The organism is Sphingopyxis macrogoltabida (assembly GCF_001314325.1).
Lineage (GTDB): Bacteria > Pseudomonadota > Alphaproteobacteria > Sphingomonadales > Sphingomonadaceae > Sphingopyxis > Sphingopyxis macrogoltabida.
On record NZ_CP009429.1, the window covers coordinates 4,036,322 to 4,051,853 of the forward strand.

16 protein-coding genes and 1 pseudogene are annotated in these 15,532 nt (G+C 66.5%); 8 read left to right on the forward strand and 9 right to left on the reverse strand.

Going from position 1 to position 15,532, the window contains the following annotated elements:
• Nucleotides 1-4: 4 nt before the first annotated feature.
• On the reverse strand, nucleotides 5-190 hold the full coding sequence (locus LH19_RS28790) for a hypothetical protein (protein WP_145923529.1): 186 nt from the start codon (nucleotides 188-190) through the stop codon (nucleotides 5-7).
• A 55-nt stretch (nucleotides 191-245) separates the two neighbouring features.
• Between LH19_RS28790 and LH19_RS19560 the strand changes: the two genes are divergently transcribed.
• Complete coding sequence (locus LH19_RS19560) at nucleotides 246-1,094, forward strand: class I SAM-dependent methyltransferase (protein ID WP_054731475.1); 849 nt, start codon at nucleotides 246-248, stop codon at nucleotides 1,092-1,094.
• A 5-nt stretch (nucleotides 1,095-1,099) separates the two neighbouring features.
• Entirely contained in the window at nucleotides 1,100-1,864 is a 765-nt protein-coding gene (gene aat / locus LH19_RS19565) for a leucyl/phenylalanyl-tRNA--protein transferase (protein WP_054733945.1), read from the forward strand.
• A 44-nt stretch (nucleotides 1,865-1,908) separates the two neighbouring features.
• Here the strand turns inward: aat and LH19_RS29750 are convergent.
• From LH19_RS29750 to LH19_RS19585, 4 genes and pseudogenes are all read right to left on the reverse strand, one after another.
• A pseudogene (locus LH19_RS29750) lies at nucleotides 1,909-2,268 on the reverse strand (DUF2155 domain-containing protein); the annotation flags it as partial.
• A 53-nt stretch (nucleotides 2,269-2,321) separates the two neighbouring features.
• The gene (locus LH19_RS19575) at nucleotides 2,322-2,708 is read right to left on the reverse strand and encodes an NADH:ubiquinone oxidoreductase subunit NDUFA12 (RefSeq protein WP_054731477.1); all 387 of its coding nucleotides are present in this window, start codon (nucleotides 2,706-2,708) and stop codon (nucleotides 2,322-2,324) included.
• A gap of 61 nt (nucleotides 2,709-2,769) precedes the next feature.
• Complete coding sequence (locus LH19_RS19580) at nucleotides 2,770-3,231, reverse strand: DUF192 domain-containing protein (RefSeq protein WP_054731478.1); 462 nt, start codon at nucleotides 3,229-3,231, stop codon at nucleotides 2,770-2,772.
• A 35-nt stretch (nucleotides 3,232-3,266) separates the two neighbouring features.
• Nucleotides 3,267-3,839 carry a regulatory protein RecX gene (locus LH19_RS19585; protein WP_054731479.1) on the reverse strand — a complete coding sequence of 191 codons (573 nt, stop codon included), beginning with the start codon at nucleotides 3,837-3,839 and terminating at the stop codon, nucleotides 3,267-3,269.
• 181 nt (nucleotides 3,840-4,020) lie between these two features.
• Here LH19_RS19585 and LH19_RS19590 point away from each other — a divergent pair, with 181 nt between their 5' ends.
• The 3 genes from LH19_RS19590 to LH19_RS19600 all read left to right on the forward strand — a co-directional run bounded on the left by LH19_RS19590 (nucleotide 4,021) and on the right by LH19_RS19600 (nucleotide 8,987).
• On the forward strand, nucleotides 4,021-5,781 hold the full coding sequence (locus LH19_RS19590; RefSeq protein WP_054731480.1) for a fatty acyl-AMP ligase: 1,761 nt from the start codon (nucleotides 4,021-4,023) through the stop codon (nucleotides 5,779-5,781).
• A 97-nt stretch (nucleotides 5,782-5,878) separates the two neighbouring features.
• Nucleotides 5,879-8,230: a putative bifunctional diguanylate cyclase/phosphodiesterase gene (locus LH19_RS19595; protein WP_054731481.1), complete on the forward strand. Its 2,352-nt coding sequence runs from the start codon at nucleotides 5,879-5,881 to the stop codon at nucleotides 8,228-8,230.
• A gap of 175 nt (nucleotides 8,231-8,405) precedes the next feature.
• Entirely contained in the window at nucleotides 8,406-8,987 is a 582-nt protein-coding gene (locus LH19_RS19600) for a CHAP domain-containing protein (protein WP_054731482.1), read from the forward strand.
• 305 nt (nucleotides 8,988-9,292) lie between these two features.
• Here the strand turns inward: LH19_RS19600 and LH19_RS19605 are convergent, their stop codons facing one another.
• From LH19_RS19605 to hflK, 4 genes are all read right to left on the reverse strand, one after another.
• Nucleotides 9,293-9,661 carry a VOC family protein gene (locus LH19_RS19605; protein ID WP_054731483.1) on the reverse strand — a complete coding sequence of 123 codons (369 nt, stop codon included), beginning with the start codon at nucleotides 9,659-9,661 and terminating at the stop codon, nucleotides 9,293-9,295.
• A gap of 133 nt (nucleotides 9,662-9,794) precedes the next feature.
• Nucleotides 9,795-11,291, reverse strand: coding sequence for a Do family serine endopeptidase (locus LH19_RS19610; protein ID WP_054731484.1), 1,497 nt, complete (start codon nucleotides 11,289-11,291; stop codon nucleotides 9,795-9,797).
• 138 nt (nucleotides 11,292-11,429) lie between these two features.
• The gene (gene hflC / locus LH19_RS19615) at nucleotides 11,430-12,281 is read right to left on the reverse strand and encodes a protease modulator HflC (protein ID WP_054731485.1); all 852 of its coding nucleotides are present in this window, start codon (nucleotides 12,279-12,281) and stop codon (nucleotides 11,430-11,432) included.
• Nucleotides 12,281-13,447: a protease modulator HflK gene (hflK, locus tag LH19_RS19620; RefSeq protein WP_082395927.1), complete on the reverse strand. Its 1,167-nt coding sequence runs from the start codon at nucleotides 13,445-13,447 to the stop codon at nucleotides 12,281-12,283. The genes hflC and hflK overlap by 1 nt, the downstream gene beginning before the upstream one ends.
• Nucleotides 13,448-13,538: 91 nt before the next feature.
• Here hflK and LH19_RS19625 point away from each other — a divergent pair, with 91 nt between their 5' ends.
• From LH19_RS19625 to LH19_RS19635, 3 genes are read left to right on the forward strand one after another with little or no spacing between them, the layout of a single operon-like run.
• On the forward strand, nucleotides 13,539-14,516 hold the full coding sequence (locus tag LH19_RS19625; RefSeq protein ID WP_054731486.1) for an Mrp/NBP35 family ATP-binding protein: 978 nt from the start codon (nucleotides 13,539-13,541) through the stop codon (nucleotides 14,514-14,516).
• Nucleotides 14,516-14,938 carry a CoA-binding protein gene (locus LH19_RS19630; RefSeq protein ID WP_054733951.1) on the forward strand — a complete coding sequence of 141 codons (423 nt, stop codon included), beginning with the start codon at nucleotides 14,516-14,518 and terminating at the stop codon, nucleotides 14,936-14,938. The genes LH19_RS19625 and LH19_RS19630 overlap by 1 nt, the downstream gene beginning before the upstream one ends.
• Nucleotides 14,935-15,531, forward strand: a complete 597-nt coding sequence (locus tag LH19_RS19635) for a hypothetical protein (RefSeq protein WP_054731487.1) — start codon at nucleotides 14,935-14,937, stop codon at nucleotides 15,529-15,531. The genes LH19_RS19630 and LH19_RS19635 overlap by 4 nt, the downstream gene beginning before the upstream one ends.
• The last annotated feature ends 1 nt before the right edge of the window (nucleotide 15,532 follow it).

Genomic DNA, 15,532 nt, shown 5'->3' on the forward strand with positions numbered 1-15,532 from the left:
CGCATCACTGGTGCAGCCAGAGCGCGGTCGAGAGCAGCGCCACCATCGCCGACAGCATCGCGATCCCGCGCCACGGCATGAATCCGACCTTGTCGACGTCGCGGCGGTTGCGGCGGCGCCAGTCGGCGACCTCGGCGAAACCGAACATCGCGGCGGCGCCGATGCCGAGCGAGAGCATGGATACTTGCATTGCCGCGCATCCCTACGCAAACAGGGGCATTCCCCCCAAGAGAGAGGTTGCCCATATGCGTTCCCTGTTGCTGGTTGCAAGTGCCGCCATCGCCCTTTCGGGTCCCGCCGCCTTCGCACAGGACGGCCATGCCGGTCACGACGCGCACGCCGCCCACCAAAGCGCCGATGCCGACGGCACGGCGATTGCCGCCGCGGTCGCCGCTTCGACCCGCAGCCCCGCCAACACCGCGCGCGACCCATATCGCCACCCCGCCGAGACGCTCGCTTTCTTCGGGGTCAAGCCGGGCGACACGATCGTCGAACTGTGGCCCGGCGGCGGCTGGTACACCGAAATCCTCGCCCCGCTGACCAAGGCCGGCGGCGGCACGCTCTATGTCGCGGCGCCGTGGGAAAAAGGGCTGAACAGGATCAAGGAAAAGCAGGCGGCGGACGCCGCGACCTATGGCGCCGTCAAGCTCGCCGAATTCCCGGGCACCGGCGCGGGCGACAAGGTTCCCGACGGCGGCGCCGACGTCGTGCTGACCTTCCGCAACGTCCACAACTGGCGCTTCGGCGGCGCCGACAAGACGGCGGATGCGTTCAAGCAGATCTTTGCGATGCTGAAGCCCGGCGGCACGCTCGGCGTCGTCGAGCACCGGCTGCCCGAGGAGATGGCTTCGGCGCTCGAGGAAAAGAGCGGCTATATGAAGCGCTCTTCGGTCGTCGGTTTCGCTGAGGCGGCGGGCTTCAAGCTCGTCGGCGAGAGCGATATCAACGCCAACCCCAAGGACACGCACGATTATGAAAAGGGCGTGTGGACGCTGCCGCCGAACCTGACCGAAGGCGACAAGGACCGCGAGAAATATCTGGCGATCGGCGAGTCGGACCGGATGACGCTGAAATTCGTGAAGCCAGCAAGCTGAAGCATATAGAGACCATCGACCCCGCGCTGCTGCTGAGCGCCTATGCGCAGGGGCTTTTCCCGATGGCCGACGGGGCGGACGACCCGTCGGTCCATTGGGTCGAACCACGGCTGCGCGCGATCCTGCCGCTCGACGGCTTTCACCTGTCGCGCAGCCTGAAGAAGGTCATCGTCTCCGACCGCTTTCGCGTCACCACCGACACCGCCTTTGCCGAGATGATGGCGCTGTGCGCCGAGTCTGCCGACGACCGCCCGACGACGTGGATCAACCCGGTCATCAAGGCGAGTTACGAGCGCCTGTTCCGGCTCGGCCATGCGCACAGCGTCGAGGTGTGGCTGGACGGCGCGCTGGCCGGCGGACTCTATGGCGTTTCACTCGGGCGCGCCTTTTTCGGCGAATCGATGGTCAGCCGGGCGCGCGACGCGTCGAAGGTCGCGCTGGCGCATCTCGTCGCGCGGCTGCGCGCCGGGGGGTGGCAGTTGCTCGATTGCCAGTTCATCACGCCGCACCTCGCCAGCCTCGGGGCGATCGAAATTCCCCAGCGCGATTATCTGGCGCGGCTTTACTCGGTATTGTCGGAAGGTGCCGGCGGGGCCTTGGGTGCCGGCGCGGGCGCTGCGGCGGGTGCCGGGCTTCCCTCGCCGCCGTTCGTCGCCGGCGACTGGGGGGCGCTCGACGCCTTGGGCGCGGCGGCGCCGGACGCGGCTTTCGGCGCCGAACGCGCGACCGGCTCGCCGCCCGGATATGTCATCGCGCAGCTTTTGACATAAACGTCATAGATCGGATGCTCGATCACGTTGCGGTCGGGCCGTTCCTTGAACAGCCAGCCCGAAAAGACGCGATACCATTTGTCGTCGCGCTGGTCCTGCACGGTCAATTGCACGAAGGCACCGGTTTCGGGCGGGTCTTCCCATGGCGCGGTCTGTTCGCACGCGCGCAGGCGGACGATCGCGCGGCCGACGCGCGCCGAATCGCCGGGCTTCATCTCGAGATCGCGGACCAGCCCGTTGCGCTTGTTGAGCAGGCCGAGCACCGCGACGCGATCGGCCATCGGGGTTGCGCCCTCGATGCCGCCGACTTCCTGCGGCACGCGTTCCGATTTGGCGATCTGCGGCGCCTTGTCGGTACCGCCCGTTTTCGTGGCGGGTGATCGGTCGCAAGCTGCGAGCGACATGGCGGCAACAATCGCCAGCCCCGCCGCACTGGTCAGCCTCGTCACGCCGGCGCTCACTCGGCGCCGGGCCGCCAGGCCTCGTAATCGCCCGTCGCGGCGGCGCGATGCCCGCCGCGTTCGAGCGCGCCCGCCGGGCGATAGGCGCCGGTGCTGCCGGTAAGATTGGCGGTCGGCTCCCTTTCCCACGCACGCGGCGCGGGAAGGACATCGGCGGGAAGCTCCTCGAAAGTGCCGTGCAGCCAGCCGTGCCATTCGGGGGGGACGCGGCTCGCGTCGTTCGATCCGTTATAGATCACCCAGCGGCGGCCGCCCTTCTTGGCGCGGAAATAACGGTTGCCGAGGCTGTCCTCGCCTACCTTCTCGCCGGTGCTCCAGCTGTTCAGCAGCGTGCCGACGGTCGCGCCGTCCCACCAGGTGAAAATCTTGCCCAAAATGCTCATGGCTGCGGCGTTTACAGCCAAGCTGGCGCAATCCGCAAGCCGCAAACCGCCCGCCGCACCGCTATTTCTTGTCGTCCCATGTCACCCTGGCGTTCTCGTCGAGGCCAAGCTCGGCCGCCGTGCCCCCCGCCAGTTCGAGCACCGCCGCCACCTCGCCGCCGCTGGCGACGGGTTCGAGCGATTCGGGGATGGTGTTTTCGGCGATCCGGTCGATGCTGCCGTCGGCGCGGACGAAGATCATGTCGAGCGGGATCAGCGTATTCTTCATCCAGAAGCTCGCGATGCGCGGTTTTTCGAACGGGAAGAGCATGCCGCCGCCCGCCGGCAGGCTGGTGCGGAACATCAGCCCCTGCTGCTGCTCTTCGGCGGTGCGCGCCACTTCGACGTTGAATTTATGCACTTTTTCGCCCGCTGCGATGGTCAGCGGGATGGTCGCGGCTTGTTCCGCCCCGTTGCCGTGCGAGCTGCACGCTGCCATCGGCAAGACGAACGACAGGGCAAGGGCGGCAAGCACGGCACGCATCGGCAAGATCCTTTCGCCGGAAATGATGTCCCGGCCTAGTCGAGCGCCGCTTCGGCGTCCAGCGTGGCCAGGGCATCCTCGTCCCCCGGCGCGACCGCCAGAATCCGCCGCGCGAGCGCGAGGCTGTGGCCCGCGCGGGCAAAGGCCGCGACCTGCCGTTCGCGCATCGCCGGGTCGTCGGCCGCGCGCATCGCGAACGGCCCGAAGCGCCGCCGCCGCGCAAAGCCGATCGCCGACGCCAGCGCCTTGTCCTCGGCTTCCGACAGCGCATCCTCGCTGTCGCCGGGCGCGATTCCGTCGACGAAGAGCTGTGCCTTGACCTGCCGGACGCCCAGCCCGCGGCGCGTCATCGCCCCGGCGCGCATCGCGGCATATTGGCGGTCGTCGAGAAAGCCGAGCCGCTCCATCCGGCCGGCAATCGCCTCGCACGCGGCCATGGCGTCAATTTCGTCAACCCATTCGGATTCGCGAATTTTTCGGGAAAGATAGCGCGTCAGCTTGGCGCGGCTGGTCGCGAATCGCGCCACATAGGCGAGCGCCAGTTCGTCGAGCTTTGCTGCGCCCAAAGGCTTCGGAGACCGGTCGGAACGAGCGTAGCGGTTGGCCATATGCCATGTTTATGCCACAGTCGGGCCCGATTGAGAACGATCAGCACCGCCATATCGGGCAACAAAGCCCGGAAACGGGCCATTTTGTTCCAACAATATAGGGTTCGCGCACGATAACATGGCTCAGAAAGATGACATGCTTGTTGCCGCGCAGCCCGGTTCACGGGACTCAGCACCCATTATGACCGAAAATCCTGCCCTCACCGCAGATGCCGCGGACGGCCTCGCGCCGACGCCGACCCATTGCGCCCAGCCGCGCCGCTTTTCGGATTTCGCCACGGTCGGCGAAGCACTCGATTATGCCGCCAGCGGCTCGCGCGGGCTCAATTTCCACGATCCGCGTGGGCGTCTGACGCGGCCTTATCCGTACCGCGAGCTGCAGGCCGACGCCATCGCCACCGCCTATCGCCTGATCGCGGCGGGGGTGAAGCCCGAAGACCGCATCGCGCTGATCGCCGAAACCGGCCCCGAATTTGCGGCGCTGTTCTTCGGCACCATCTATGCCGGCGCTTGGCCGGTACCGCTGCCGCTGCCGACCAGCTTCGGTGGCCGCGACTCCTATGTCGGCCAGCTCAATGTCCAGCTGACGAGCTGCGACCCGGTGATGTTGTTTTTCCCGCCCGAAATCGCGGCGATGGCGATCGAAGCCGCCGAAGCGAAGGGTGTGACCCCGATCGACTGGAGCGCCTTCGAACAGCGCCCGGCGCCCGTGACCGACCTGCCGGTGCAAGATAGCGACGCGACCTGTTATCTTCAGTACAGCAGCGGCTCGACGCGCTTCCCGCATGGCGTCGCGGTCACCCACGGCGCGCTGCTCAACAATCTGTCGGCGCATTCGCACGGGATGCAGCTCCAGGACAGCGACCGCTGCATTTCGTGGCTGCCCTGGTATCACGACATGGGTCTGGTCGGCTGCCTGCTGTCGCCCGTCGCCAACCAAGTGTCGGTCGATTATCTGAAGACCGAGGATTTCGCCCGCCGTCCGCTCGCCTGGCTCGACCTGATCAGCCGCAACGAGGGCACGACGCTCAGCTATTCGCCGACCTTCGGTTACGACATCTGCGCGCGCCGCATCTCGAGCCAGACCCACGTCGCCGACCGCTTCGACCTGTCGCGCTGGCGCGTCGCTGGCAATGGCGCCGACATGATCCGTCCCGACGTCATGCAAAGCTTCGTCGACGCCTTTGCCGATGCGGGTTTCAAGGCGACCGCCTTCCTGCCGAGCTACGGCCTCGCTGAGGCGACGCTCGCGGTCAGCATCATGCCGCCTGGGCAGGGCATTGTCGTCGAACTGGTCGAGGAAACCGAATTGTCGGGCGCGGCGAATGACGCCGGCCGCCCGACGCGTTATCGCGCGATCGTCAACTGCGGCCGCGCGGTCAAGGACATGACGATCGAGGTCCGCGACGAAGCCGGCAACATCCTGCCCGACCAGACGGTGGGCAAGGTCTGGTGCAGCGGTCCGTCGCTGATGACCGGCTATTACCGCGACCCCGAATCGACCGCCGCCTGTCTGGTCGACGGCTGGCTCGATACCGGGGATATGGGCTATTTGTCAGATGGTTACATCTACATCGTCGGCCGTGCCAAGGACATGATCATCATCAACGGCAAGAATCACTGGCCGCAGGATATCGAATGGGCGGTCGAACAATTGCCGGGCTTCAAGTCGGGCGATATCGCGGCCTTCGCGATCACCGCGCCGGGCGGCGAGGAAACGCCTGCGGTGCTCGTCCAGTGCCGCACCAGCGACGATGCCGAACGCGCCTTGCTGCGCGAGACGATCCGCGAACGCGTCCGCGCGATCACCGGCATGAACTGTGTGATCGAGCTGATTCCGCCGCGCACCCTGCCGCGGACCAGCTCGGGCAAATTAAGCCGGTCGAAGGCGCGCGCGCAATATCTGGCGGGCGAAATCCAGCCATTCGCGATCGCCGCCTGACGATATCGGAAATTTGTCCTGCTGCGGGACAAAAATGATCGACGCGCAGGCCGGTACGGTTACCTTCGGGTAACCCCACCGCATTAAACAGGCACTCGTGAAAAGCCTGTTGACCGACCAGATCTTTGCCGACGACATTCCCGCGCGCACCCTGTTGGGGCTGGGTCCGCGCGACGAGGATGTCGGCGACCTCCGCCAGCTCCAGCTCGCCCCGCTGCGCGGCAAGGGCAGCCTGCGCCTGTGGATGGGGCTCGGGATGGCGCTCGTCGCCGCGCTGACCATGGTCCTGCGCGTCCCCGTCGCGATTGCCGGCGCGTGGTTCGCCGTAGCGCTGCTGTTCAGCCTCTGGTCCTATCGGGCGTTCGCCAGCCTTGCGATCGGCGAACTCAAATTGTCGGGCCTGCCCGAATACCGGCTTTGCCATCGCCACGCCTTTTATTCGGCGATGCTCTGGTCCTCGACCTTTTGGCTGCAGGGTGTGCCGACGCTCGACCATGTGCTGTCGATCTGGACGATCGCGCTGCTGATGATGCTGACGCTCGCGATGATCGCGCACAGCATGCCGATGATCTGCATCCTGTACATCGCGCCGGTCAGCCTGTCGGCGGCCGTGGCACTCGTCCGCGCCGGGGCGCCGCAACTCGCGGCCGTGGCGCTGGTCGCCGCGCTGCTGCTCTGCACATCGTGCATCCGCTTCGCCAAGACGCACGTCCGCTTCCGCCGCGCCGAAGAAACGCTGCACGAAAAGAACGAGACGGTCAGCCTGCTGCTCCGCGAGTTCGAGGAAACCTCGGCCGACTGGCTGTGGCAGACCGACAACGCCCGCCGCCTCGTTCACGTCTCGCCGCGCCTTGCCTATGCGCTCGGCGCCTCGGCCGAAGGGCTGGAGGGCGTGCCGCTGCTCCAGGCGCTGTCGGGTGACGCGTGGGAGACGGGACAATTCCCCCGCAGCCTGCACGACATCGCCGAGCGGATGAAGCGGCGCGAGAGCTTTTCGAACCTGATCGTGCCCGTGACCATCGGCGGCAAGCCGCGCTGGTGGGAATTGTCGGCATCGCCGCGCCTCGACGAAACGGGCAAGTTCCTCGGCTTCCGCGGCGTCGGCTCCGACGTCACCGAACAGCGCGCGTCGGCCGAACAGATCGCCAAGATGGCGCGCTTCGACAATCTGACCGGCCTGCCCAACCGCCTGCACCTCAACGAGGAGTTGGCGCGGGCGCTGAAGCACGCGAATGATGCGAAATCGCGCTGCGCGCTGCTGATGATCGACCTCGACCGGTTCAAGGCGGTCAACGACACATTGGGCCATCCCGTCGGCGACAAGCTGCTCGCGCAGGTCGCCGCGCGGCTGAAGAGCATGATGGATCGCGGCATGACCTGCGGACGGCTCGGCGGCGACGAATTTGCCGTGGTGCTGCAGGATGTGCCCTCGGCGCTCGATGCCGAGGATCTGGCGCAGCGCATCATCGCGGCGGTCAGCCGGCCCTATGTGGTCGACAATCACCAGTTGTTCGTCGGCGCCAGCATCGGCTTCGCGATCGGGCCGCAGGACGGCGCGACGGTCGAGACGCTGACCCGCAACGCCGACCTTGCGCTCTACAAGTCGAAGGACAAGGGCGGCAACCTCGTCGCGGCCTATGTCGCCTCGCTCCATGCCCAGGCCGAGGAGCGGCGGGTCATGGAACAGGAACTGCGCGGTGCGCTCGATCGCGGCGAGTTCGAGATGTATTATCAGCCGGTGGTCACCGCCGCCGACGGCACGCTCAACGGGTTCGAAGGCCTGATCCGCTGGAACAACCAGAAGCTCGGCAATGTTTCGCCCGGCCGCTTCATTCCGCTGGCCGAGGACAGCCGCCTGATCTCGCCGATCGGCGAATGGGTGCTGCGCACCGCCTGCCACGAAGCGATGCGCTGGCCGTCGAATCTCAAGGTCGCGGTCAACGTCTCGGCCGAACAGCTCACCGACCCCGCCTTCGCGTCGGTCGTCGTCTCGGCACTCGCGCAGAGCGGGTTGCCGCCCGAGCGGCTCGAGATCGAAGTCACCGAAAGCGTCTTCCTGCGCGACGGCGGCGGCGCGGCGCAATTGCTCGACCAGCTCATCAGCCTTGGCATCCGCCTGTCGCTCGACGATTTCGGCACCGGCTATTCGTCGCTCGGTTATCTGCGCAAGACGCAATTCTCGACGATCAAGGTCGACCGCAGCTTCGTCGTCGGCGCCGCCAAGGGCAGCATCGAATCGATCGCGATCATTCGCGCCGTCGTCGCGCTCGCCGACAGCCTCGGCATGTCGACGACCGCCGAGGGCGCCGAGACCGAAGTCGAGGTCGATACGCTGCGCGCGCTCGGCTGCAGCAACATCCAGGGCTATTATTATGGCCGCCCGATGCCGGCGAGCGACGTGCTGACGCTTTTCCGCCGCCCGGATTCGCTCGATACCGAAGCGGCATGAAATTCCGTTCCGGCGACGGGCCGAAGGCCTGCCGCGACGAGTTGAAAGCTTTACCAAAAGGTTCCGCCGCCCATCGCACTTCGGGCGCAACTCACCGCTAGATTGTGGTCGCGTTCGTCAAACGTGGCAAACAGCCTCCAACGCTTGAAGACAAGCCAAATGGGGGTCGCAATCCATGCTTTACAGCCGCTTTCTGGGTGCCGTCGCCGCGTCCTTGATGATGCTGACCGGTATCCTTGCCGCCACCCCTGCGGCGGCGCGCGGTTATCTGCAGTGCGTCCCCTTCGCCCGCGCCGAATCGGGCGTCGAAATCCGCGGCAATGCCAAGACCTGGTGGTCGCAGGCGGCAGGCACCTATGAACGCGGCGAAGAACCCCGCAAGGGCGCGGTGATGGCGTTTGCCGGCACCCGCGGCATGCCGCTCGGCCATGTCGCAGTGGTCAAGAAGATCGTCAGCGACCGCGAAATCCTGATCGACCATGCCAATTGGTCGCCGATCAACGGCCGCCGCGGCCAGATCGAACGCAACGTCCGCGTCATCGATGTCAGCGACCGCGGCGACTGGAGCATGGTCCGCGTCTGGTACGCGCCGATCGGCGACCTCGGCCTGCGCGCCAATCCCGTGCAGGGCTTTATCTACGCGGGCGGCGCCAGCGCCCCCGACCGCAATGTCGTCGACGAAGAGCCCGTCTGGACGAAGAACGACTGGAAACCCGGCAACGGCCTCGCAATGGTCGTCGCCTCGCTCGCCAACTGAGCCTTACCCCCCAACCCTCTAAGGCCATTGGCGAGCACTGAAGCCATCCGGGACGGTTCGCCGCTCCGGGTGGCTTCCCCCCTTTTGGGGGTGGGCGCGTCTGTGCATCATGGATAGCTGCGGTGTGCGCGACTGGCGGGTCACGGCCGGTTTCTGCCATTGCCAAGCTGTACCCCGGCGAAAGCCGGGGCCCAGAGCGCCATAGCGCAACCTTGGCTTTCCAACGCCCTGGGCCCCGGCTTTCGCCGGGGTACACTCTAAGCAGAACGTCCGCTTCCCACCCCGAAGCCGCCGTCGGCGTCCCCTCACCCCATGATGAAGGCGTTGAGCTTGTTGCCGTCGGGGTCGCGGAAATAGCCGGCGTAAAAGCCTTCGCCACGCGGTCCCGGCGGGCCTTCGCAGGTGCCGCCGTTCGCGAGTGCGATGTCGTAGAGCCGATGCACCTGTTCCTTGTCGCGCGCCTGCAGCGCGACCATCACGCCATTGCCGACACTCGCCGGATTGCCGTCGAACGGCCGCGTCAGGCCGATGCCCGCGCCGCCGCCATCCTTGCCCCAAGCGATGAAGCCGTCGAATTCCATCATCCGCGGCGTATCCAGTTCGGCGGCGATGGCGTCGTAAAAGACCGCCGCCTTGGCCAGATCGCGCGTCCCCAAAGTCACATAACCGATCATCTTTTCTCTCCCGACTCGATCAATGAGAACATTTTAGGAACAAAAATCCGGGACGCAAACAAAAAGGGCGCCGGACCCGAAGGTCACGGCGCCCTGTTCGATAGCTTGTCCCGCGAGCCGGGACCGCAGCCGATTAAGGCTTCACCCGCACTGCGATAAAGGCCGAGGGGCCGCCGCGGCGGAGGATTTCGAGCAGCACCGCATCGCGGCCCGCCTTCTTCGCATCGCTGACGATCTTCGCCAGCGCGTCGCTCGTCGTCACCGGCGTGCGATTGGCGCTGAGGATCACGTCGCCGCGGCGCAGGCCCTTGCGGCCGGCATCGCTGTTCGCCGACGCCGCGCCGATCACGAGACCCTTGGTCGTCGCATCGACGCCGATCGAGCGCGCGATGTCGCTGGTCAGCGGCTGCACCGCAAGCCCGAGCGCTTCCTGGATCGTCGTATCGGCGGCGCCCGAAGGATCGTCGGGCAGCGTCTGTTCTTCCTCGGGGTCGAAGTTCGTCCCCGCGAGCTGTTCCTCGGGCGGCCGGGTGCCGACGACGGCGTTGAGCGTCATCGGCTTGCCGTCGCGGACGATTTCGAGGGGGATGCGCGTCCCCGGCTTGGTATTGGCGACGATGTACGACAAGGTTTGTTGCGGCGTCACATCCTTGCCGTTGACCTTGGTCACGACGTCGCCGCGCTTCAGGCCGGCCTTGGCGGCAGCGCCGCCATCCTCGACGCGCTGGACGAACTCGCCGCGGTCCTTCGGCAGGCCGAGGGCGGCCGCCAGATCCTCGTCGACCGGTGCGATACCGATGCCGAGGTAACCGCGCTCGACCTTTTCGCCGGCGCGCAGCGCGTTGATCACCGGGATCGCCGCATCGGCGGGGATCGCGAAGTTGACGCCGATGTTCGCGCCGACGGGCGAGATCAGCATGTTATTGATGCCGACGACATTGCCCTGCAGGTCGAACAGCGGACCGCCCGAATTGCCGCGGTTGATCGCCGTGTCGGTCTGGATGTAGCGGTCATAGGCGCCGCCCTGCCCGAGGTTGCGCTGCACCGCCGAGATGATGCCCGCAGTCACCGTCGAACCGAGCCCGAGCGGGTTGCCGATCGCGACCACCCAGTCGCCGACGCGCGCCGTGCTGCTGTCGGCGAATTTGACGAAGGGCAGCCCGGTCGCATCGATCTTGAGCAGCGCAAGGTCGGACGCGACGTCGCGGCCGACGATCGTCGCCTTATATTCTTTCTGGTTGGTCAGCGTCACCGTCACCTGATTGACCGCCTCGCCGCGCGGGCCGCCCGAGATGACGTGGTTGTTGGTGACGATATAGCCGTCGGCCGAGATCAGGAAGCCCGAGCCGCCGCCCTGCTGCTCCTGCGTGATCGGTTCGCGTGTCCCGGCGAAGGGATTGAGCCGGACGCCGAGCGTTACCTCCTGCTTGGTCGAGATGTTGACCACCGCGGGCTGGAGCTGTTCGACGAGGTCGGCGAAGCTTTCGGGCGCGCCCGAACGCGGAACGACCTTGGCGATCTCGCTCTTTTCGTTCTGCGCGACCTGCGCGCCGACGGGGGATTGGGTTACCAGCGCCAGCGCCGTGCCACCCACCAGCAAGGCCGAAGTGATGCCATAAACATAACGCACGATCGCAAATCCTTTTCTCTTACGAAAACCGTTGAAGGTCCTGAATCCCGGCGCTGCGGTATCTGCTCGCCGTTGGCTGAACGCTATTTGAACATGAACGATCCTTGCATCATCCGTTCATCGGGCGTCTTGCCGCGGTCAACCTCCCTGAAAGCGCTTCAGATATTCATTGTCGGGCGACAGGATGATCGACGTCCCGCCCTGGTTGTTCTCACCAAGGAAGGTCTGCCGATAGCTTTGCATCGCGCGATAGAAATCATAGAATTCGGGGTCCTTGCCGAAGCTTTCGGCATAGATGCGCGCCGCTTCGCCGTCGGCGCCGCCGCGAATGATCTGCGCTTCCTTCTGCCCTTCGGCGCGGATCGAGATCGCTTCCTGCTGACGCGCGGTGCGCATGCGGTTGTACGCCGCCTCGAGCGTCGCGCCTTCGGGCAGGTCGGCGCGCTTGATCCGGACGTCGATAATTTCGGCGCCATATTTGTTTGCCTCGCGATTGAGCGCGACCTGGATATTGTCCATCACCGCGCCGCGTTCGGCCGACAGCAGCGTCGCGAAGGTGCGCTTGCCGAGCTCGTTGCGCAGCGACGAGCCGAGGATGGTCGCAAGCTGCGCCTGCAATTTATCCTCGGTGCGGATCGCGGTGTACATGCGCACCGGATTGGTGATGCGGAAACGCGCAAAGGCGTCGACCTGCAGCCGCTGCTGGTCGGTCGACAGCACCTGCTGGCGTTCCATGTTCACGCCGAGAATGCGCTTGTCGATATACTGGATGCCGTCGGTGAACGGCACACGCAGGACAAGGCCGGCGCCCGAGCGTCCGAAATCCTCGTTCGGCTTGTAGCGGTTCACCGTGCGCTCAATCTCGCCGAAGCGCAGGATCAGCGCCTGCTTGTCCTCGGGCACGATCGCCAGCGACTGCGACAGGATGACGAGCAGGACGACAAGGCCGACGAGCAAGCGCATCGGGTTGCGGAAGAGGGCCTCGAACATCACTGGCCTCCCTTCGTCGCCGCTTCGGGCTCGGCCGCCACGCGGCGCTGGACCTGATTGAGCGGCAGATAAGGCGTCACCCCGCGGGGTTCGACGATCGTCTTGTCGACGTTCGACAACACATTCTCCATCGTTTCATAATAAAGCCGCTGGCGCGTCACCGCGGGCGCAAGCTTGTACTGTTCATAGATCTTGTCGAACGCCGCGGTATCGCCGCGCGCGCGTTCGAGCACCTGCTGCTGGTAGGCGCGCGCAAGGTTGATCGCCGATTCGCGCTCCTGTCGCGCCGCGGTCACTTCCTTGAACGCCTCGTCGACCTGGCTCGGCGGGTCGGCCTGACGGATCGCGATGCCCTGGATCGTCACCCCGGCGCGATACTGGTTGAGCAATTCCTGCATGCGCGCCTGAACCTGCGTTTCGATCTCGACGCGGCCGGGACCGATCGCCTGCACAAGGTCGAAATTGGCGACGGTCGCGCGCATCGCGCTTTCGGCGACTTCGCGGATCGTGCCTTCGGGGTCGGCGAGCTGGAAGAAGAAAAGTTCGGGATCGCGCACCGACCAGCGGACCTCATAGGCGAGGTCGACGATGCTCTGGTCGCGCGTCAGGACGAAATTCTCGTCGGTCGCATTGGGCGAGCCGATCGCCATCGTGCGGATGGCGCGCACGTCCTCCAGCCGGATGCGTTCGATCGGCGCCGGCCAGGTGAATTTCACGCCCGGGCCGACGGTGCGCGAATAGCTGCCGAGCCGGGTGACGACGCCTTCCTTTTCGGGCGGGACGATGTGGAAGGAGGAAAACAGCACCCACAGCACGGCAACCGCAAGGATGCCCCATTTCCACAGCCGCGCCGAATCGGGGAGGTTCAGCCCACCGCCACCGCCGCCGCCCGAGCCGCCGCTGCCGAAGCCGCCGCGCCCCTTGCGCAGCAGTTCGTCGAGCGCCGAGGGGCCGCGCGGTTTGCGCGGGCGCTGCTGGTCGGCGGGATCGGGGGTGACCCAGGGATTGCGCGGGCCGGGTTTCTTGCCATCGTCGGGTCCGCCATCGCCGCCGCCCTTGGGGCCGCTGCCCCACGGGCTGTTCGCCATCAGGCTGATCGAATCGAAAAATTGCCGCAATCCCCGGGGAGTGCGGCGTCCCATGCTGCCGTCAATCTTGTCGTTCATATTGCTTTTATAGGGGCGACGGGCGCGATTAACAGGGGGTGCGCGCGAAAATGGCTGGCAATCCCCCCTGCCATCCCTATTTCCCGCTCGCATGACCGATATCGCTCCCCTCGCCAGCATCGCCACCGACCTCAGCGGCGGCCGCACCTCCGGCCTCCGTTTTCTCGACGAGCAAGGCACGCTCGCGATCGTCCTCGACGTCACCGGGCTGGCGGAAGCCGAGCGCAAACCGCTTGAAGACAAGCTGCGCGCCGGACTGCTCGCCCGGCCCGGCGTTGCCGAGGTGCGCGTCGCGATGACCGCCGAGAAAAAGGCGCTGACGATCATCGCGGTCGGCAGCGGCAAGGGCGGCGTCGGGAAGTCGACGCTCGCCGCCAACCTTGCCGTCGCGCTGCGCCGGCAGGGGGTGAAGGTCGGGCTGGTCGATGCCGACATCTACGGGCCTTCGCAGCCAAGACTGATGGACAGCGAGGGCGTCAAGCCCGAGGCGCGCGGGTCGAAGCTTGCGCCCGTCCCCAACGCCTATGGCGTGCCGATGCTGTCGACCGGCCAGATCGCGGCGCCCGGACAGGCGATCGCCTGGCGCGGCCCGATGGCGGGCAAGGCGCTCGAACAGCTCGTCGACGCAAGCTGGGGCGATATCGATACGCTCGTCGTCGACCTGCCGCCCGGCACCGGCGACGTCCAGTTGACGATGATCCAGCGCCACAAGCCCGCCGGCGCGGTGATCGTATCGACCCCGCAGGACCTCGCGCTGATGGACGCGACGCGCGCGATCAGCCTGTTCGAACAGGCCGAGGTGCCGATCATCGGCCTCGTCGAGAATATGGCGGGCTATGCCTGTCCGCATTGCGGCGAGGTCAGCGACCCGTTCGGTTGCGGCGGCGCCGAGGCGGCGGCGCAGACGATGGGGCTCGACTTTCTCGGCCGCGTGCCGCTGTCGATGGGCATCCGCCTCGCCAGCGACGGCGGCGTGCCTCCGGCCGCCGGAACCGATCCGGTGGGCGAGCCGTTCCACGCGATAGCGGCGAAGGTCGCCGCATGGCTGGCCGCAAGAAAGGGGCGATGATGGCGATCAATGACGAAAATGAGATTCGCGAGCTGTTGGGCCAGCCGCGCCGTATCGCCGTCGTCGGCGCCTCGCCGAACCCGGCCCGCGCCTCGAACGAGGTCCTCGCCTTTCTCGTCCGGCAGGGCCATGACGTGATCGCCGTCAACCCCGGCCACGCCGGCAAGACGATCCATGACGCTCCCGTCGTTGCGACGCTCGCCGATGTCGAGCCGCCCGCGCATCTCGTCGATATTTTCCGCAATAGCGCCGAAGCCGGCGCCGCGGTCGACGAAGCGATCGTCCATGGCGCCAAGGCCGTGTGGATGCAGATGGGGGTGATCGACGAAGCCGCCGCCGCGCGCGCCGAAGCGGCGGGGCTGGCCGTGGTCATGGACCGTTGCCCCAAGGTCGAAATCCCGCGCCTCGGCCTGCTCAGGTGAAGGCCCTTCTGCCGCTGCTCATTGCTACCACGCTTGCGGGATGCGCGACCGCGGCGACGCGCGCGAACCCGCAGGACGCTTTCTTCGAGGCTCTCGCCGCGCGCTGCGGCAAGGCCTATGTTGGCAAGCTCGCGAGCGATCAGGACGCCGACACCGACATGCGCGGCAAGGCGATGGTGATGCATATCCGCCATTGCACGCCCGACCGCATCGAAATCCCCTTCCACATCGACGGCCTCGGTCCCGACGGCGGCTGGGACCGCTCGCGGACGTGGATCATCAGCCGCACGGCCAGCGGCCTCCGCCTCAAGCACGACCATCGCCATGCCGATGGCAAGCCTGATACCGTCACCCTCTACGGCGGCGACACCGCCGATGGCGGGACGGCGACGCGCCAGACCTTCCCCGTCGATGCCGAATCGATCGCGATGTTCACGGCGACCGGCCGCAGCGTTTCGAACACCAACATCTGGTCGGTCGAAACGACCGCTGCGGGCTTTACCTATGGGCTGAACCGCGAAGGAAGGCATTTTCGCGTCGCGTTCGATTATGCCAGTCCGGTAGCGCCGCCGCCCGCACCCTGGGGCTGGTAGG